Origin of the sequence: Novosphingobium sp. 17-62-19 (assembly GCF_002256775.1) — a bacterium.
Classification (GTDB): domain Bacteria; phylum Pseudomonadota; class Alphaproteobacteria; order Sphingomonadales; family Sphingomonadaceae; genus Novosphingobium.
The window spans coordinates 39,805-56,806 of the sequence record NZ_NCII01000049.1 but is presented as its reverse complement, the minus strand read 5'-3'; the positions used below and the strand labels follow the sequence as shown (position 1 = coordinate 56,806).

Genomic DNA, 17,002 nt, shown 5'->3' with positions numbered 1-17,002 from the left:
TTGCTCCCAGCTTGGTCTACGAAAGAATCTTTCCCGCAAGGCCAGTGGACCATGCGGCGCGGGCGCTTTAGGGACGGGTTATGAGCAATGCAACCTCTGCGCATACCATTCGGCCAAAGACCATAAGGGAATCCGAAGCGGCCCACTTCGGCAAGCTGGCGGCGGACTGGTGGAATCCCAAGGGTTCGTCAGCCATGCTGCACAAGCTGAACCCGGTGCGGCTAGGCTTCATCCGCGATGCGATTGACGCGCACTTCGGCAGCGATTCGCGCGGGGTAAAGCCGCTGGCGGGTCGCAAGGCGCTTGATGTCGGCTGCGGGGCAGGGCTGCTGTGCGAGCCGCTGGCGCGGCTTGGTGCAGTGGTCAGCGGTGTAGATGCGGCAGAGGAAAATATCGCCGCCGCGCGCCTCCACGCCGAGGGTTCGGGCCTGTCGATCGACTACCGCTGCGGCGATGTCGGCCAGTTGGGCCTTGCCGGGTTCGATCTGGTCACCTCAATGGAAGTGATCGAGCATGTGGCGGACAAGCCTGCCTTCATCGCTGCGCTTGAGGCCGCGCTGGCACCCGGCGGGCTGATGATCCTGTCCACCCCCAACCGTACAACTCGCTCGCGTCTGTTACTGGTTGAGGGGGCAGAAGGGCTGGGCATGGTGCCCAAAGGCACACACCACTGGGACGATTTCATCACGCCGGTGGAACTGCACGATCTGCTTGTTGCGGCAGGCCTGAAGATGGGCAATCCGATGGGCATCGCATGGAGCGTATCGCGCGGCCTGCATCTGTCCGACGATCTGGCGCTGAATTACATCGTTACCGTGACCAGAGAGGATTGAACCATGGCCGCCGAACGCTTTGAACGCCACAAGCAGGCGTGGACTGCCGATGAAATCCAGAAGCTGCATACTTTGGCGAAAAAAGGCATGGCGCTCAAAGCCATTGCCAAGGCGCTTACCCGCAGCGAGGAATCGGTGAAGTTGCGCGCGAAGAACGACAGCCTTAGCATCGCCAAGCTGCGCTGATCGTCACTTCCAGAACTGTTGCATCAGATCCCATGCGTTCCAGCAGACGATCGCGATGATCTGAAGAAACGCGATTGTGTGCAGATAGCGCACGAACGGCTGCTTGCGGGTCTTGTGGCGGAACACGCGGCGGCCAAGATAGGCACCCGGCGTGCCGCCCAGTAACGCCAGTTGCAGCAAGGTTCCTTCGCTGACGCGCCAACGCCCAGTGCGGGCTTTCCACTTGTCGATCCCGAATGAGACAAAGGTCGTGGCGTTCAGTGCGAGGAGCGCTGTCACGACGTTTTCGATGGTCAACAGGTCGGCAAGCGAATCGATCATCGCCGCAGAACTATCCGCGCATGGTCAACGATTGGTATATTGCATCTGCCGGGCGTGTTAAGCCGCCGAAGATGGCAGGAACTTCTCCACCAGATCGCGCGCAAGCCGTGCCGGCCGCAGCGTTTCGGCGTCAAGGCAGCACCAGCTGGATTTGACTTCCGCCAGCACGTCTTCGCCGCGCTTGATGATCGTTTCGTAGAACGCGCGTGCACCTTGCACCTTTTCAAGGATGACATGGGCAATCACCGCGTCGTCCAGAAAGGTTGGTCGGCGATAGGTGATCTCGTGTTTCAGCGCGACCCACAGGTGCGCTGCCACCGCATCGGCAGGCGCAATTGCGCGCCAGTGGTCTATCACCGCGTCCTGCACCCACTTCAGGTAGGACGCGTTGTTAACGTGCCCCATGAAATCAATGTCGGCGGGATCGACGGAAATCGGGACGAGGTGGGGGATCGCGTTGTTCACACCGATGTAGATAACATGATTCGCGGCTGGCCGGTAGGGCGGCGTTCAACCTTATTGCGCTTCGCAACACTTCATGACGAGAGCAGTTCGCCCACCCAATCCGGCACGATCTGCGTTGCGGGACCAAGCCGGGTTTCATGGAACCACGCAGACCCTTTCGAGCGTTCGAGATTGAGTTCGAGCGTCTGCACGCCAAGGTCACGCGCGTTGCGCACAAGCCCGGCAGCCGGGTAGACCGCGCCGGAAGTACCGATCGAGACAAAAAGATCAGCAGTAGAAACGGCGGCGTAAATTTCCTCCATACGATAGGGCATCTCGCCAAACCACACGATATCGGGGCGCAGCGCCGCCATTCCGCACGCCGGGCATGGCGGGCGGTGGATCAGCGGCCCTGTCCACCGATGGCGTGTGTCGCAGGCAATGCACCACGCGTTGAGATGTTCGCCATGCATGTGCAGGACATTCAATGCGCCGCCTCTCTCGTGCAGGTCATCCACGTTCTGCGTTACGATCAACACATCCCCGCCTTCGCGTTTTGGCCATTCACGGTCCAGCCGGGCGAGCGCCACGTGGGCAGCGTTGGGCTGTTTTGTCTGGATCGCCTCACGCCGCATGTCGTAAAAGCGCAGAACCAGATCGGGATCGCGCACGAAAGCTTCGGGCGTGGCAACGTCCTCCACCCGATGTTGCTCCCACAATCCGCCTTCACTGCGGAAAGTGTCGATGCCGGATTCGGCGGAAATTCCCGCTCCGGTGAGAATGACGATATTGCGCAGCTTGCTCATCCCGACCATGAAGCACGCCACGCAAGGGGTAAGCAATGACCAGAATCGGGATTATCGGCAGCGCTGGACGAATGGGCAATGCGCTGCAGGCAGCTGTGGCGGCTGCGGGGCACGACTTTGCAGGCGGAATCGATAAAGGTGGCGATCCGCTTGCGCTGGCGCAGGCCAGCGATGTGCTGGTTGATTTCTCCGCTCCCGCTGCGCTGGAGTTCAATCTGGACGCAGCGATCCATGCGGGCATTCCCGTCGTGATTGGCACCACCGGCCTTGAAGAGCGCCACCACTGGCTGATCGATGCGGCTGCGGTGAGCATTCCGGTGTTGCAGACTGGCAATACCTCGCTTGGCGTTACGCTGCTCGCCCATCTGGTGCGCGAAGCGGCGCAGAGGCTGGGCGACGATTGGGACATCGAGATCGTCGAGACGCACCACCGCATGAAGGTGGACGCGCCATCGGGCACCGCACTGCTGCTGGGCGAGGCGGCGGCCAAGGGGCGCGGCGTTGCGCTGGCCAATGAAGCCGTGCGCGGGCGCGACGGGATCACTGGCGCGCGTCAGGCAGGCACCATCGGTTTTGCATCGTTGCGAGGCGGATCGGTGGCGGGTGACCATTCGGTGCATTTTCTGGCGGACAATGAACGGCTGACGTTCTCGCACCTCGCCGAAAACCGCGCGATCTTTGCCAAAGGTGCGGTGCGCGCGGCGGAATGGCTGCTGGGGCAGAAGCCAGGCCGCTATACCATGCCCGAAGTGTTGGGTCTGTAAGATGAAGAAGGCGGACGTATTCGAATTCTTCCGCCGTCTCGCCGAGGCCAATCCTTCGCCCGAGACTGAGTTGGAATACGGCAACACCTACCAGCTGCTGGTGGCCGTCACGCTTTCGGCGCAGGCAACCGATGTTGGCGTGAACAAAGCAACGCGCAAGCTGTTCGCCATCGTGAAGACGCCACAGGACATGCTGGATCTGGGCGAAGATGGGCTGAAGCAGCACATCAAAACCATCGGCCTGTTCAATTCCAAGGCCAAAAACGTTATGGCGATGGCAGAGATTCTCGTCAGGCAGCACGGTGGCGAAGTTCCGGCAGACCGCGATCTGCTGACCGAATTGCCCGGCGTGGGGCGCAAGACTGCCAATGTAGTGATGAACTGCGCTTTTGGCGCGGAGACCTTTGCAGTCGACACACACATCTTCCGCGTCGGCAATCGCACCGGCCTTGCGAAGGGCAAGACGCCGCTCGCCGTTGAAAAGGGACTGGAGAAACACGTCCCCCAACCTTTTCGTGTGGGCGCACACCACTGGCTGATCCTGCATGGGCGCTACATCTGCAAGGCGCGCACACCCGAATGCTGGCACTGCGGACTGGTTGACCTTTGCGCGTTCAAGGGCAAGGTTCTGGAGAAGGGGGCGAAACCCGCAACGGCAGCGCAAAAGCCTGTCGCGCGGAAACGCAAGGAGAGCATGGCATGAAGCGCACGACTCCAATCCTTATTGCAAGTTTGTCACTGGCTTTGGCGAGCTGCGCTGCTGGTGAGAACAAAGGCAACGACGGCCACCGCGCCGACATTCCCAAGGCAACAGTCACCGGCAAGCCTGTCACCTGCCTGCCAATCCAGTCGATCCGTGAAAGCATCGTCCGCGATGACTGGACCATCGATTTCCGCACCGGTGCAAACACCTGGTATCGCAACAGCCTGCCGCGTCGCTGCAATGGATTGGGGTTCGAGCGCGCGTTCTCTTACGCCACGTCACTGTCGCAGCTGTGCAACGTGGATATCATCACGGTGATCGTGAACAATGCTGGTTCCGGTCCGATGAACCGTGGGTCGTGCGGGTTGGGCGAATTTACGCCGGTAGAGCTGGCAAAGTAGCGCAAACAACAAAACGCCACCCCGGCCAAGGCTGGGATGGCGTTTGTAACTTACCACTGTGACGAATCAGCTGGCGCGGCGCACCTTGTTGCGGTGTGCGCCTACGCCGGGCGCGCCGCCGCCACGTGGGCGGAAGTTGCGCGGCTGATTGCCGTCACGCTCGCCGCCATTGACGGTCGCATCAAGCACCGGATTGCGCACCGGCCCACGATCATTCGCGGCACCATCACGGCGTTCCTGACGCGGTGAAGTGTCGCGCGGGCGTCCGTCACGGCCCTGTGCCTTGCCGCCAAAGTTCTGGTTTCCGCGCTTTTGCTCTCCGCGCGGTTGACCGCTGCCGCCACGGCCACCATTGCCACGCTGGGCGCGGGCATCATGGCGGGCATCGCGCTCTTCTTCGGCAGGCTTGCGGGTAGGAGCGGGCAGTTTTGCGGCTTCGGACAGGAAGTTTTCCGGCAGGGCCATCGTGTCGATCTTGAGGCGGGTAAGCTTCTCGATGTCCTTGAGGTACGGCTTTTCATCCGGCGCGCAGAAGCTCATCGCGATGCCATCGGCCCCGGCGCGCGCGGTGCGGCCAATGCGGTGGACGTACTGCTCAGGCACGTTAGGCAGTTCGAAGTTGAAGACGTGCGAAACGCCCGAAACGTCGATCCCGCGCGCGGCGATGTCGGTTGCCACCAGCACAGGGCACGAACCCTGACGGAAAGCTTCAAGTGCGGCGGTGCGCTGGGCCTGGCTCTTGTTGCCGTGAATGGCGCGCGCTTCGATCCCGGCAGAGATCAGGTGGCGCACCACGCGGTCTGCGCCGTGCTTCGTGCGGGTGAACACCAATGCGCGGTCCATTTCCTTCGACGCCAGCAGCGTGCGGATACGCAGTGTCAGCAGTGCCTGCTTTTCTGCTTGGTTGATGAAGGTGACGTACTGTTCGACGCGCTCGGCCGTGGTCGAGTTCGGGGCGACTTCGACGCGCACCGGGTTGACGATGAACTGCTTGCCCAGATCCTCGATCGCCTTTGGCATCGTGGCGGAGAAGAACAGGCTCTGGCGTGTTTTCGGCAGCAGGTTGGCCACGCGCTTCAGCGCATGGATAAAGCCGAGGTCCATCATCTGGTCGGCTTCATCAAGCACGAAGATTTCGGTGCGGCTGAGTGTCAGCGCGCGCTGGTCGATCAGGTCGAGCAGGCGGCCGGGCGTGGCGACAAGGATGTCGACGCCGGGCACAAGGCGGCGGGCCTGCTTGCCGACGGGGACGCCGCCGAACACGCAGGCAACCGAGATGTTGAGGTACTTGGCATAGCCCTCGATATTGTCGGCAATCTGCGCCGCCAGTTCGCGCGTCGGCGAAAGGATCAACATGCGGCACGAAGCCGGCTTGCGATCAATGCGGTTGGCAGCAAGGCGATGCAATGAAGGCAGCGCGAATGCGGCGGTCTTGCCGGTTCCGGTCTGCGCAATGCCGAGCAGGTCGCGGCCTTCGAGCAGCGCGGGGATCGACTGGCGCTGGATCGGGGTAGGATCGTTGTAGCCCTTGGCTTCGAGGGCACGGAGAATGGGTTCGGCAAGGCCGAGTTCAGCAAAAAATGACATGAATATGCTTTCGTGAAACGTATCGGCAAAAGCCGACGCGCAAATTGGGTTCGCTATGCGCAAGCGCCGAAAAGGCACATGCGGGGTCGATCGTGCGACCCATGCGTGAAAGGGGAAGCGGGCGGGGCAAAAACCGTTCGTCCGGGGCGGAGCCAGTGCTTTTCAGCAGGCTCTCACGCCAGCACCCGGATTGCAGCGGATAAGTCCGCCGCCGGTCTTGCTGCGGCGCACATAGGTATAGATTGGCAATAAGGCAAGGAAATTCGCGGAAAAGGCGGTTGCATGGGCAGGGCGCGCGCGCCAACGTGGACGCCAAAGGAGCCTCAGATGCGTTCGATTTCCGCTGTTGTCGTGTCTCTTGCCGTGATTTGTGGCTCTGCGCAGGCCGCCCCCAGCGGCGGTGAGGCAAAAATGGTCGCAACTGTCGATACAGAACAGAAGCGCACGCTGAAATTCCTTGAGACCATGGTCAACCAGAACTCTGGCAGCCGCAATCTGGATGGCGTACGCAAGGTACGTGACATCGTGGTGCCGGAATTCACTGCACTGGGCTTCACGGCCCGTTGGATACCTATGGAGCAGATCGGCCGCGCGGGTCACCTTGTCCTCACGCACAAGGGCCGCAAGGGCGCCAAGAAACTGTTGCTCATCGGCCACCTCGACACGGTGTTCGAACCTGATTCGCCATTCCAGACTTATGTGCTGAAGGGCGATAAGGCGATTGGCCCCGGTGTAGGGGACGACAAAGGCGGCATTGCCGTAATCCTTGCCGCTGCGCGTGCAATGCAGGCCGCGGGAACGCTAAAAACCGCCAATATTGAAGTGTTCCTGACCGGTGACGAGGAAGAGGCAGGCTCTCCCACCGAAGTCGCCCGTGCCGATCTGGTCGCTGCGGCAAAGGCGGCAGACGTCGCGCTCGATTTCGAAGGGCTCAGCCGTGAAGATGGCAAAGACATGGGCTCGATCGCGCGTCGCTCCTCACAAAGCTGGACGCTGACCATCGAGGCGCTTTCTGGCCATTCGAGCGGGGTGTGGAACCCGAAGTCGGGCGATGGTGCGATCTACGCTGCGGCAAAGATGATCACCGCCTTGCGTGAAGAACTGCCCGAACCCTATCTCACGCTCAACGTCGGTCTGATTGCGGGTGGGGCGCAGGCAGACGTTGCGAAAGACAACGCCCACGTTTCGGCGCGAGGCAAGACAAACATCATCGCCGGAAAAGCTGTCGCGCGTGGCGATCTGCGCACGCTCAGTCTTGAGCAGAACCGCGCTGCAATGCGCAAGATGGAGGCCATCGTCGCGCGCAAGTTCCCCGGCGTAACCTCGGCCAAGATCACCTTCAGTGAAGGTTATCCGCCGATGGCCCCGACCGAGGGCAACAAGGCGCTGCTGGCAAAGCTCAATGGCGTCAACGCCACGCTCGGCCTGCCCGAAATGCAACCGCTCGACCCGATGAAGCGTGGCGCGGGCGATATCAGCTTTGTGGCGGAATACATCGACGGTTTGGTCGGCCTCGGCCCACATTCCACGGGCGACCATGCGCCGGGTGAGACGGTCGACGTGCCTAGCCTGTGGACTCAGGCCAAGCGTGCTGCCCTGCTGATGACCCGGCTCTCTGCGGAGAAGTCAGCCCGGTGACGTCTGCCGATCCGCCGAGCCCATGCACCGGCGTTTGCGTGATTGAACCGGCGCAGCAGCTGTGCCGGGGATGCTACCGGACGATCGAGGAAATTACCGCTTGGCCCGCTGCAAGTGCAGCGCGCAAGCAAGCAATCCTTGGCGAAGTGGCGAGCCGTCATAGCGTAAGCGTCAGGTCGACATAACCATAGCGCGTGTTGCCGCTGACCGGTGCATTGGTCGCATCGCGCAAAAGCCCGCGTTTCAGCAGCAAGGCCGCACCTGCATCAATCTGTAGCAATCCCGGCACGATCCAGTGGCGCACACGGCTTTCGATCTGGTGTGCGCCGAGGCTGCCCGAAGTGTTGGTCGCATTGCGTACCCCGGTCGCGGCGAACTGGTCGCGCCTGTTTTCGGCCCAAGCACTGCGCCACGCCACGAAGGCGTCGGTTCGTTTGGAAGGCGCAACTTCCAGCCGCAGCGATGGCGAGACGATGTTGCTGCGCCGGAATGGACCGTAGAGTCCGTTCGGCCCGAATTCGAACCGGCGTGCGGAATAGAGCGTGTCAAAGCGGGTGTACTTGCCCGCCTTGCCGCCATCGCCACTGGCTGCATCGAACAGCACGGCAATGCGCGGTGTCCAACCGCCTGACAAGGTGTGGCCCAATTCTGCGTGGACGAACCATGCAAAGACGTCGAGGTCTGTGCGATCCGCAGCGGAGGAACTGCGCCGTGCCTTGCCGAATTGCACTGCACCTTCCAGATCATGATCCCACTCTCCGCGCATTGCCTTCACGAAATGCCGCGCGCCCACTGTGCCGATGCGGCGATTGGCCGTGGCGAGCCGTGCGCCATCTCGCTCGATCAGTCCGAAAGCATAGGGCAGCAGCGTCCCACCCAACACATCTGGCAAAGTGCCATGCGCGCCGAAGAACATGACATCGAAATTCTCGCGGTCCCACTTCACTCGGTCGCTGCGGATGCCATCCACATCATCGGGCAGACGCTGGTGAGGCAGCGCGAACATCAAGTCCAGCTTGCGCCCGGCCCCACCATCAAGCGCAAGATAGGCGCCGGTAAAGGCGTTGGTGGTGTTGCGAAACCGCTGTCGCGCCACCATCCGGCGGTTGCCCAGATCGAGCGTGTATCGTCCCAGTGTCAGCACACTTTTGCCCGCCAGCGGCACCTGCACATTGGCCTGTACCAGTTCCAGTGCATTGACCTCGCTGGTATTGGCCGATGAGCGGACATCCTGCCCCCAAGCACGCGCGTCCCACAGTTCCGCCACGAAGCGCAAGTGGCCGGCATTGTATTGCGCGGCGATCTCTGTGCGCAGCGATACCATCGTGTCATGTTCGGGCGCGGGTGCGGGGCGGAACTGGCCGTCGATGGACTCAATACGCAGCCGCGCCGATGCGGAAATGCTCCATGGATCGTCGTGCGCCAAAGCCGGAAAGGCGCAGGAAACCGCCACGGTTGCCAGAAGTGCCGCAATCACCAACCGCATACCGCACCTTATATCAACTAAATAAGTAGACTTTATAGCGACGCAACTGCGCCCGCACCAGTCCTGATTTCGAGTACTCAGAGCCGACCCGGCCTTGCACCTTTGGCCATACGCGGTTAACGCGCAGTCACGTCACTTGGGGAGTAGCCACCGCTTTTGCAGCGGCCCTCAGCGTCAACATGCTTGGTCGAGAGGCCATGGCGCAGGCGGCGGGACTTTTCCGGTCCCCCGGGCGAGACCAATGACAGCGCGCTTTCTATCCGGGCCGGGTGGAGGGGCACGCTGTCGTTGGCCAGATCGCTCCGCCCGGCCCCGGAAATGTCATGATCTTCGAAGCTTTTACCACTTCCACCGCGATCGTCGCACTGGCAGAGATCGGCGACAAGACGCAGCTTCTCGCCATCGTCCTTGCCGCGCGGTTCAAGCGGCCTATGCCGATCGTGCTCGGGATTCTGGCAGCAACGCTTGCCAACCATTTCCTTGCGGCCCTGCTGGGGGCAACTGCCGCCGCTTTCCTCGATGGCATGTGGTTCCGTATCGCCATCGCGGTCGGCTTCGTGGCCATGGGACTGTGGACGCTGGTCCCAGACAAACTGGACGATGACGAAGCGCCGAAACCCTCGCGCTATGGTGCCTTCCTCACCACACTCGTCGCGTTCTTCATCGTCGAGATGGGTGACAAGACGCAGATCGCCACAATTGCCTTGGGCGCGCGCTTCAACGATGCGCTGATGGTCACGGCGGGCACCACGCTGGGCATGATGATTGCCAATGTGCCTGCTGTCGTGTTCGGTAATGCCTTGATAAAGCGCGTCCCGCTCGATGTGGTGCGAATGATTGCAGCGGCGCTGCTGGTGGCAACAGGCGTATGGCTGTTCGTGCAGACGATCGGGCTCTGGTAAGCTCTTTACCTGTTCGTCATTTGTTCTTACGCTGTGCAGATGGTCGAATCACTTCCCGTCAGTCAGGACGCCATCGAACGTGAGGCACGCGCCGTGGCGCGCGGCATCTGCCGTTTGTTCGCGCGCAACGACATCTGGTGTCTGCTGGAAATGCCGTTGCGCTCGGGCAGGCGGGCCGACCTGATGGGCATAGATGCCAAGGGGCAGGTCGTGATCGTGGAGATCAAGGTCTCCCGCGCAGACTTGCTGGGCGATGCCAAGTGGACCGACTATCTCGACCATTGCGACAGATATTACTGGGGCCTCGCCCCGCATCTGGACCCTGCGGTGCTGGAAACCGAGGATTTTCTGCCGCACGCCTGCGGGGTGATTGTGGCTGATGGGTATGACGCTGAAATCTTGCGTCCGGCACCGACTGTTCCGTTAGCAGCTGCAAGACGGAAAGCAGAGGTTGAGCGATTGGCCCGCGCCTCGCTGCGCCGCCATCTTGTCAGCCTCGATCCCCACTGCGCAGCGTGGGGCGGGTAGGGATCACGGCCTGCGCTTGATTCCCAGCGGGGGGATCAGCGCCAGCAGGGCAGTGCGGGCCGAAACGAATTCATGCCAAAGTGCCGTTGCGGCCGGTGCGGGTGAGTGCCCCCGTGCCGATACTGCCAGCAATGCCGCCAGTCCTGGCTCCATAAATGCAGCCAGATCATCAACGCCCTGCCGCGCCAGTTCATAGCGCCAGCCGCCAGTATCGCGCATGATTGCGGGAAAGTTGCGCACTTCAGGCTTGCGCATTTCAGGCTGCAACCCTGCAAGTTGGCAGATTATCGATGAAGCGTCGTGCAGCGCCGACCATTTCATCGACATGGCATTGCCCGAACCTTGCCCGAACGCAGTACGCTGAGTCCCGTTTCTGGCTGCGCTATGCGGCACATTGCGCGAATCGCTTCCGGCTAGGCTGGGTTCCTTCATGGGTTGAGGGGATACCCTGCCGTTGGCTACCAAAACCCTAAACAGCCGGATTGGATGAGAGCCTGCACGCGGCGCACAAAACACTGGCAAGCCAGCCGCAGCACTGCTAGGTGGCCCAACGGCTCAGGCACCCGTAGCTCAGCTGGATAGAGTACTGCCCTCCGAAGGCAGGGGTCACAGGTTCGAATCCTGTCGGGTGCACCATTTCCCTTTTTGGGCTTGAAATGTCCTCTAATGCCTTGAAAGGCATGGATATTTCAGGGGTTTGAAACCCTGTTTTCCGGGCATATAAGAGACTGCCCGGAAAGACCAATTTAAGCATAGCTCTGCGGTCCTCTAACCTGCCAGTTTCCTAAAGATTCCAAGGGTTTGTGAGAAACGTCATCGAGGTTTGAAAAACCTCGTCATAGTAGTGTGCGGGCGTACTGCATTTGGCGATGTTTTCCGCTAAAATCCGCTTGTCGCGCTCCGGTTCGCCAATCTTGCTCTCATGGGATAGTGGCAATCGCCGCAGGCGATGAAGCCGCGCATCGGGAAATCCGCGTTGATGTCCTTGCGAGATGGAGCGCGAGCCTTGCCCGCCAAACGCTGCTGAATGAGATCGAAGGCCTCAAGAGAAATCAGCCCGTCATGCTGTCCCTTGCGCAGTGACAGGTTCCAGCGCGGCACTTCGATATACCCGGCATAAAGTGGCTGGGTCAGGATTTGATTGACGCGCTCATTGGTCACCAACCCTTGCCGATCCTTGGGGAAGAGTGCGTTCGACTCGAAGAAGCGCTTCACCTCCGCCTGAGAGCCAAAGCGACCTGAGGCGTAGCCTTCCAAACCTTCCTGAATGATCGAGGCTATGGGTTCGTCACGAACCAGATGCTTGCCGCCGCCGGACGCTTTCTCAAAACGATAGCCCCACGGGGCCTGAAAAACCCAGTAGCCGTTCATGACGCGAGCACGCATCCGGGTCATGGTCTGTTCGGCATTCTTGCGGCGATGCTCGCCTGCAAAGGCGGCTTCGATGATTTCGAGAATATCGTCGTCGGGATCGTCCGCGAACACGCGCTTGGGCGATTCCAGTTTGCCGCCAGCTTTCGCCACAGCATCACGAATGGCGTAGTGCGTTCTAAGCGATCTTGCGAGGCGATTGAGGTCATCGCCGTCCTTGCTCAAGGCCCCCAGATGGCGGCTGAACTTTGCGCCAAGCGCTCTGCCGGACAGGTAGTGCCAGAGGCGGCGCTCCATCGGGGTTGCCTCGCGCCTTAGCATTCGGGCGCGTTCGATGTTGCGGGGCTTGAAGGGGTGCATTTGGGGAGGGTTACGGCTGGGGGCGTTGCGCCCGGCCCGCCGCTCGCCTATCGCGCGGGCATGGAATTTGACGATCAGCTCCGCCGCTATTTTGGCACAGACGACTTCGCGCAAGTCACGCCCGCCGCGCTTGATGCGGGGGTTGAGCGGATGCTGGTGGATTTCGGGCTGGAGAAAGACCGGGCGCGACGCTTTGGCCTTTGGACTCTGCTGCATATGCTGGGCCGCGCGCCGGATCTGGACGTGGCGTTCAAGGATGCGGCTGACCGCGATGCGGCGCGGGACTTCATGGACATGATTGACCGGGCGGGCGATTGATTCCTGCGCATGGCGCGCGCTGGCGCTCTTGCATGGGGCAGGCCGTCCGTGCATAGGAACAAAGCATGATCGCGAAGCTCACCGGCATCCTTGATGACACCGGCCCTGACTGGGCCGTGATCGACGTGGGGGGCGTGGGCTACCTCGTCCAGTGCTCGGCCAAGACGCTCAGCCATCTGGGCATCCGGGGGGATCGGGTGGTGGTCCACACCGAAATGCAGGTGAGTGAAACCGACCAGCGCCTGATCGGCTTCACCAGCGCGGGCGAACGCGCGTGGTTCAGGCTGTTGACGGCGGTGCAGGGTGTCGGGTCGAAAGTGGCGCTGGCGATCCTTTCGGCACTGTCGGTGGAAGAATTGCAACGCGCCTGTGCGCAAGGCGATGCAGCGATGGTGGCGCGGGCGAACGGCGTGGGGCCGAAACTGGCGAGCCGGATCGTCAACGAACTGCAGGACAAGGCGGGGGGCCTTGCGGGCTATACCTCGCCGGTGGGCATGGGCGGAGACACCTTTGCCCCGCCGCCGGGCGATGCGGCTGCCGATGCCGTATCGGCGCTGCAGAACCTAGGCTTCAAGCCGATGGTGGCCAGCAGCGCAGTGGCCGCAGCGGTGAAGGAACTGGGTGAAGATGCAGGACTGAACGATCTGGTGCGCGTGGCGTTGAAGCGGGCGGCGGGATAGGATGACCGATAACCCTCTCCTCACCCCCGAACGCATGGTCGAAGACCAGGACGCTGCTTTGCGGCCCAAGACGCTGGCCGAATTCGTGGGGCAGGCGGCGGCGAAGGACAATCTGCAGGTGTTCATCGAAAGCGCCAAGATGCGGCGCGAGGCGATGGATCATGTGCTGTTCTTCGGGCCGCCGGGCCTTGGCAAGACCACGCTGGCGCAGATCATTGCGCGCGAATTAGGCGTGAACTTCCGCTCCACGTCCGGCCCGGTGATTGCCAAAGCAGGCGATCTGGCGGCGCTGCTGACCAATCTTGAATCCGGCGATGTGCTGTTCATCGACGAGATCCACCGCCTCAATCCCGTGGTCGAGGAAGTGCTCTATCCGGCGATGGAAGACCGCGCGCTGGATCTGATGATCGGGGAAGGGCCGTCTGCCCGATCGGTGCGGATCGATCTGCCGCCGTTCACGCTGATCGGGGCGACTACGCGGCAGGGGTTGTTGCAGACGCCGTTGCGGGACCGCTTCGGCATTCCGGTGCGGCTGCAGTTCTATTCGGTGGACGAACTGGAACGCGTGGTGGCGCGCGGCGCTTCGCTGCTGGGCATCGGCATCGACAAGGGCGGGGCGACCGAGATTGCGCGCCGTTCACGCGGCACACCTCGCGTTGCCGGGAGACTGCTGCGCCGCGTGCGCGATTTTGCGCAAGTGGCGGGTGCCGAGAAGATCACGAAAGACAATGCCGACAATGCGCTGACCCGGCTGGAGATCGACCAGATCGGGCTGGACCTGCAAGACCGGCGCTATCTGATGATGATTGCCGACATCTATAAAGGCGGTCCGGTGGGCGTGGAAACGCTGGCGGCGGGCCTTTCGGAACCGCGCGATACGATTGAGGAAGTTATCGAGCCTTACCTGATCCAGTTGGGGCTGATTGCCCGCACGGCGCGCGGGCGCTGCCTCAATGATCGTGGTTGGCAGCATCTGGGACTCACCCCGCCAACCGGGCAAATGCCCGGTTTGTTCGATTCGGGCGAATGAGGGCTGTTGACGCGTGCCGGCGAAAGACTCCGGCTTCATTCGGTCCCAAACTGGCACAGAGTTAACCAGCGAGGGGCGACGGTCCCGTTTTCGGGCAGATTCAGAGGCCAGAACAGGGTTAACGTCATTGCCCTGACCCATGCCATCTGCGTTGATCGACCTGTCAGGAAAGCAAAGCAAGGCGTTAACCCGCTTCTGCTAGCCCGCTTTCCCTAAGGAAGAACGAGAGAAACGATCATGTCGGTTCGGATGGCATTGGCAAAATTGGCAGCGGCAGCAGCAGGCGGGGCGATGCTCGGCGGCGGCGCTGTTCACGTTTCGGAAGCGCCTTCACGCGGTGAAATCCATCATGTGAAGCCGATCAAGGTCAAGAAGGCCCCTGCCAAGCGCGTGGTGGCCAAGCGCGCCGCGCCGCGCACAGTGCATCGCGCCCGCCGCGTGGTGACGACGACGACGACCCGCACCTGTGAACCTGCGCCGCAGATGGCAATGGTGCCAGTGCCCTACATGCCGCCAATGCCTCCGCAGCAGATGGCTGGTGGCGGCGGCGGTGGTGTGCCCGTGGTGATCGGCGGCGGCGGCCTTGGCGGTTTCGGCGGCGGCTTCTTCGGAGGTTTCTTTGGCGGCGGCGGCGGCGGCGGCGGAAGCAGCGGCGGCGGTGGCGGCAGCGTGGTCATTTCCTCGACCAGCACCGGGTCCACGTCGACCTCGGGCGGTTCGACGTCCAGTTCGGGCGGCTCCACCTCGACTTCGGGCGGTTCCACATCTTCGACCAGCGGCGGGGTTTCGACTTCGACAGGCGGTATCTCGACGTCCACCTCGACCGGTGGCGTTTCGACATCCACGGGTGGCGTTTCGACCTCGTCGGGCAACGTGTCCTCATCGAGTGGCAACGTCAGCACGTCTTCGGGCAACGTCAGCACGTCTTCGGGTAATGTCAGCACGTCGTCGGGCAACGTTTCCAGCAGTTCATCGACCTCGACTTCATCGGGCAACGTGACGTCCAGTTCGTCCACGTCGTCTTCAACCTCGTCGTCGTCTTCAACGTCGAGCAGCACCAGCAGTTCGACATCGTCGTCCACGTCGTCGTCAACATCATCAAGCTCGAATGGCGCGACCTCCACTTCGACCTCGTCGACCAACGGCGGAACCGAAGTCCCTGAACCTTCGATGGTCATCCTGTTCGGTGCGGCCGCGGCCGGGCTTGTGGCGCGCCGCCGCTTTGGCAAGGCGAAGACTCACGCTTGAATGCGCTTCATCGCCCGCCGCGGCGGGTGAACGGGAAGGGCGGCGTCCGGGGGGAGCCGCCCTTTTTTGTGTCCGGGTTACAGGCTCAACGGTGGCTGCCGAGCATGTTGGCGTGGGTTATTGCCACAGCGAGCGCATCGGAAGCGTCCTCACCCGCAAGCTGGACGCCGGGCAGCAGGATCTTGAGCATATGCTGGATCTGCTGCTTTTCCGCCCCACCGGTGCCGACCAGCGCTTTCTTGATGACCTTTGTGGGATATTCGGCCACGGGAATGCCCGACCGTGCCACCGCTACCATGGCAACACCACGCGCCTGGCCCAACTTGAGTGTGGACTGCGGGTTGACGTTGACGAAGACCTCTTCCACCGCGCCGCTATCGGGTTTGAAGGTATCGATCACGGCTGCGAGCGCGGAATCGAGTTCCACAAGGCGTTCGGCCATGGTGGCCTTGGCATTGGTGCGGATCTGTCCGTTGGCAACGTGGCTGAGCCGACTGCCCGATTTGGAAACGACGCCCCAGCCCGTGCATGTCAGGCCGGGGTCGATGCCGAGGATGATCAGGAAAGCTTCTCCATCACGTCGTCGGGGATTTCGTAGTTGCCCCATACGGTCTGGACGTCATCATCGTCGTCCAGCACATCGATCAGCTTGAGCAGCGTTGCCGCGTCGTCGGCCGAAACTTCGGTCTTCAGGCTGGGTTTCCACGCGAGCTTCACGCCCTCAGCTTCGCCCAGAACCTTTTCGAGTTCACGGGCAACTTCATGGAGGTTTTCTACCGCAACCCAGATCTGATGGCTGCCGGGGTTTTCGTCGCCATCACCCATGTCGGACTCAACGTCATCGGCCCCAGCTTCGATTGCGGCTTCGAGGACCTTTTCCTCGTCGCCCGCCTTGCCGGGATATTCGATCAGGCCAAGCCGTTCGAAGCCGTGGCTCACTGCACCGCTGGCGCCAAGGTTGCCGCCGTTCTTTGAGAACGCGGTGCGCACGTTGGTGGCAGTGCGATTGCGGTTGTCGGTCAGCGCTTCGACAATGATCGCCACGCCGCCGGGGCCGTAACCTTCGTAGCGCACTTCTTCGTAGTTGTCGCCTTCGCCCTTGGTCGCCTTGTCGATGGCGCGGGCGATGTTGTCCTTGGGCATGGACTGGGCCTTGGCCGCGTTGACCGCAGCGCGCAGGCGCGGGTTCATGTCCGGGTCGGGCATTCCCATCTTGGCCGCGACGGTAATTTCGCGGCTGAGCTTGGAAAACTGCGCTGAACGCTTTTTGTCCTGCGCGCCCTTGCGATGCATGATGTTCTTGAACTTGGAATGGCCTGCCATGGTCCGTCTTCTTGCGTGTTTCAGGAATCTGGGTTGCCCCTAGCCGAGACAGCGGCTCCCGGCAATCTATGTG

At 61.8% G+C, this 17,002-nt stretch carries 23 protein-coding genes and 1 tRNA gene; 14 read left to right on the top strand and 10 right to left on the bottom strand.

The window, feature by feature from the left end; translation table 11 throughout:
• The first annotated feature begins 80 nt into the window (after positions 1–80).
• Entirely contained in the window at positions 81–833 is a 753-nt protein-coding gene (gene ubiG / locus B7X90_RS10600) for a bifunctional 2-polyprenyl-6-hydroxyphenol methylase/3-demethylubiquinol 3-O-methyltransferase UbiG (RefSeq protein WP_292624281.1), read from the top strand.
• 3 nt (positions 834–836) lie between these two features.
• Positions 837–1,019 carry a hypothetical protein gene (locus B7X90_RS10595; RefSeq protein ID WP_292624279.1) on the top strand — a complete coding sequence of 61 codons (183 nt, stop codon included), beginning with the start codon at positions 837–839 and terminating at the stop codon, positions 1,017–1,019.
• Positions 1,020–1,022: 3 nt separating this feature from the next.
• Here B7X90_RS10595 and B7X90_RS10590 read toward each other — a convergent pair whose 3' ends face one another.
• The 3 genes from B7X90_RS10590 to B7X90_RS10580 all read right to left on the bottom strand — a co-directional run bounded on the left by B7X90_RS10590 (position 1,023) and on the right by B7X90_RS10580 (position 2,590).
• The gene (locus B7X90_RS10590) at positions 1,023–1,340 is read right to left on the bottom strand and encodes a DUF1294 domain-containing protein (RefSeq protein ID WP_292624277.1); all 318 of its coding nucleotides are present in this window, start codon (positions 1,338–1,340) and stop codon (positions 1,023–1,025) included.
• 57 nt (positions 1,341–1,397) lie between these two features.
• Entirely contained in the window at positions 1,398–1,805 is a 408-nt protein-coding gene (locus tag B7X90_RS10585) for a thioesterase family protein (protein ID WP_292624276.1), read from the bottom strand.
• Between the two features lie 71 nt (positions 1,806–1,876).
• Positions 1,877–2,590 (bottom strand): NAD-dependent deacylase, encoded by a 714-nt coding sequence (locus B7X90_RS10580; protein WP_292624293.1) that lies wholly within the window; start codon positions 2,588–2,590, stop codon positions 1,877–1,879.
• Positions 2,591–2,625: 35 nt separating this feature from the next.
• On the opposite strand from B7X90_RS10580, the gene dapB reads away from it, so the two are divergent.
• From dapB to B7X90_RS10565, 3 genes are read left to right on the top strand one after another with little or no spacing between them, the layout of a single operon-like run.
• Positions 2,626–3,354: a 4-hydroxy-tetrahydrodipicolinate reductase gene (gene dapB, locus B7X90_RS10575; RefSeq protein ID WP_292624274.1), complete on the top strand. Its 729-nt coding sequence runs from the start codon at positions 2,626–2,628 to the stop codon at positions 3,352–3,354.
• 1 nt (position 3,355) lies between these two features.
• On the top strand, positions 3,356–4,057 hold the full coding sequence (nth, locus tag B7X90_RS10570; RefSeq protein ID WP_292624272.1) for an endonuclease III: 702 nt from the start codon (positions 3,356–3,358) through the stop codon (positions 4,055–4,057).
• The gene (locus B7X90_RS10565; protein ID WP_292624270.1) at positions 4,054–4,458 is read left to right on the top strand and encodes a hypothetical protein; all 405 of its coding nucleotides are present in this window, start codon (positions 4,054–4,056) and stop codon (positions 4,456–4,458) included. Before nth ends, B7X90_RS10565 begins: the two co-directional genes overlap by 4 nt.
• A gap of 66 nt (positions 4,459–4,524) precedes the next feature.
• On the opposite strand, the gene B7X90_RS10560 is transcribed toward B7X90_RS10565, so the two are convergent.
• Positions 4,525–6,045 carry a DEAD/DEAH box helicase gene (locus B7X90_RS10560; protein WP_292624268.1) on the bottom strand — a complete coding sequence of 507 codons (1,521 nt, stop codon included), beginning with the start codon at positions 6,043–6,045 and terminating at the stop codon, positions 4,525–4,527.
• 327 nt (positions 6,046–6,372) lie between these two features.
• Here B7X90_RS10560 and B7X90_RS10555 point away from each other — a divergent pair, with 327 nt between their 5' ends.
• Both B7X90_RS10555 and B7X90_RS10550 read left to right on the top strand, forming a co-directional pair.
• Positions 6,373–7,683, top strand: a complete 1,311-nt coding sequence (locus tag B7X90_RS10555; RefSeq protein WP_292624267.1) for a M20/M25/M40 family metallo-hydrolase — start codon at positions 6,373–6,375, stop codon at positions 7,681–7,683.
• Positions 7,617–7,868, top strand: coding sequence for a DUF1289 domain-containing protein (locus tag B7X90_RS10550; protein ID WP_366409682.1), 252 nt, complete (start codon positions 7,617–7,619; stop codon positions 7,866–7,868). The genes B7X90_RS10555 and B7X90_RS10550 overlap by 67 nt, the downstream gene beginning before the upstream one ends.
• Here B7X90_RS10550 and B7X90_RS10545 read toward each other — a convergent pair.
• Entirely contained in the window at positions 7,841–9,169 is a 1,329-nt protein-coding gene (locus B7X90_RS10545) for an alginate export family protein (protein WP_292624264.1), read from the bottom strand. The genes B7X90_RS10550 and B7X90_RS10545 overlap by 28 nt on opposite strands.
• Positions 9,170–9,492: 323 nt before the next feature.
• Between B7X90_RS10545 and B7X90_RS10540 the strand changes: the two genes are divergently transcribed.
• Together B7X90_RS10540 and B7X90_RS10535 are read left to right on the top strand one after the other, a co-directional pair.
• Positions 9,493–10,071 (top strand): TMEM165/GDT1 family protein, encoded by a 579-nt coding sequence (locus B7X90_RS10540; protein ID WP_292624262.1) that lies wholly within the window; start codon positions 9,493–9,495, stop codon positions 10,069–10,071.
• Between the two features lie 39 nt (positions 10,072–10,110).
• Positions 10,111–10,599 carry an MmcB family DNA repair protein gene (locus tag B7X90_RS10535; RefSeq protein ID WP_292624261.1) on the top strand — a complete coding sequence of 163 codons (489 nt, stop codon included), beginning with the start codon at positions 10,111–10,113 and terminating at the stop codon, positions 10,597–10,599.
• A 3-nt stretch (positions 10,600–10,602) separates the two neighbouring features.
• On the opposite strand, the gene B7X90_RS10530 is transcribed toward B7X90_RS10535, so the two are convergent.
• Positions 10,603–11,031 carry a hypothetical protein gene (locus tag B7X90_RS10530; RefSeq protein ID WP_292624260.1) on the bottom strand — a complete coding sequence of 143 codons (429 nt, stop codon included), beginning with the start codon at positions 11,029–11,031 and terminating at the stop codon, positions 10,603–10,605.
• 127 nt (positions 11,032–11,158) lie between these two features.
• Between B7X90_RS10530 and B7X90_RS10525 the strand changes: the two genes are divergently transcribed.
• Positions 11,159–11,235, top strand: a tRNA-Arg gene (locus tag B7X90_RS10525).
• 243 nt (positions 11,236–11,478) lie between these two features.
• On the opposite strand, the gene B7X90_RS10520 is transcribed toward B7X90_RS10525, so the two are convergent.
• Positions 11,479–12,195 (bottom strand): recombinase family protein, encoded by a 717-nt coding sequence (locus B7X90_RS10520; protein ID WP_292624259.1) that lies wholly within the window; start codon positions 12,193–12,195, stop codon positions 11,479–11,481.
• A 195-nt stretch (positions 12,196–12,390) separates the two neighbouring features.
• Here B7X90_RS10520 and B7X90_RS10515 point away from each other — a divergent pair, with 195 nt between their 5' ends.
• The 3 genes from B7X90_RS10515 to ruvB all read left to right on the top strand — a co-directional run bounded on the left by B7X90_RS10515 (position 12,391) and on the right by ruvB (position 14,358).
• Positions 12,391–12,648 carry a hypothetical protein gene (locus B7X90_RS10515; RefSeq protein WP_292624291.1) on the top strand — a complete coding sequence of 86 codons (258 nt, stop codon included), beginning with the start codon at positions 12,391–12,393 and terminating at the stop codon, positions 12,646–12,648.
• 65 nt (positions 12,649–12,713) lie between these two features.
• Positions 12,714–13,328: a Holliday junction branch migration protein RuvA gene (gene ruvA / locus B7X90_RS10510; protein WP_292624258.1), complete on the top strand. Its 615-nt coding sequence runs from the start codon at positions 12,714–12,716 to the stop codon at positions 13,326–13,328.
• A gap of 1 nt (position 13,329) precedes the next feature.
• Positions 13,330–14,358 carry a Holliday junction branch migration DNA helicase RuvB gene (gene ruvB, locus B7X90_RS10505; RefSeq protein ID WP_292624256.1) on the top strand — a complete coding sequence of 343 codons (1,029 nt, stop codon included), beginning with the start codon at positions 13,330–13,332 and terminating at the stop codon, positions 14,356–14,358.
• A gap of 503 nt (positions 14,359–14,861) precedes the next feature.
• On the opposite strand, the gene B7X90_RS10500 is transcribed toward ruvB, so the two are convergent.
• A complete protein-coding gene (locus B7X90_RS10500) occupies positions 14,862–15,536 on the bottom strand; it encodes a hypothetical protein (protein ID WP_292624295.1) in 675 nt (224 codons plus the stop codon).
• On the opposite strand from B7X90_RS10500, the gene B7X90_RS10495 reads away from it, so the two are divergent.
• On the top strand, positions 15,529–15,606 hold the full coding sequence (locus B7X90_RS10495) for a hypothetical protein (protein WP_292624290.1): 78 nt from the start codon (positions 15,529–15,531) through the stop codon (positions 15,604–15,606). The genes B7X90_RS10500 and B7X90_RS10495 overlap by 8 nt on opposite strands.
• Positions 15,607–15,691: 85 nt before the next feature.
• Here B7X90_RS10495 and ruvC read toward each other — a convergent pair whose 3' ends face one another.
• Together ruvC and B7X90_RS10485 are read right to left on the bottom strand one after the other, a co-directional pair.
• Positions 15,692–16,168 carry a crossover junction endodeoxyribonuclease RuvC gene (gene ruvC / locus B7X90_RS10490; protein ID WP_292624289.1) on the bottom strand — a complete coding sequence of 159 codons (477 nt, stop codon included), beginning with the start codon at positions 16,166–16,168 and terminating at the stop codon, positions 15,692–15,694.
• Positions 16,165–16,929 carry a YebC/PmpR family DNA-binding transcriptional regulator gene (locus tag B7X90_RS10485; RefSeq protein WP_292624254.1) on the bottom strand — a complete coding sequence of 255 codons (765 nt, stop codon included), beginning with the start codon at positions 16,927–16,929 and terminating at the stop codon, positions 16,165–16,167. The genes ruvC and B7X90_RS10485 overlap by 4 nt, the downstream gene beginning before the upstream one ends.
• Between the last annotated feature and the right edge of the window lie 73 nt (positions 16,930–17,002).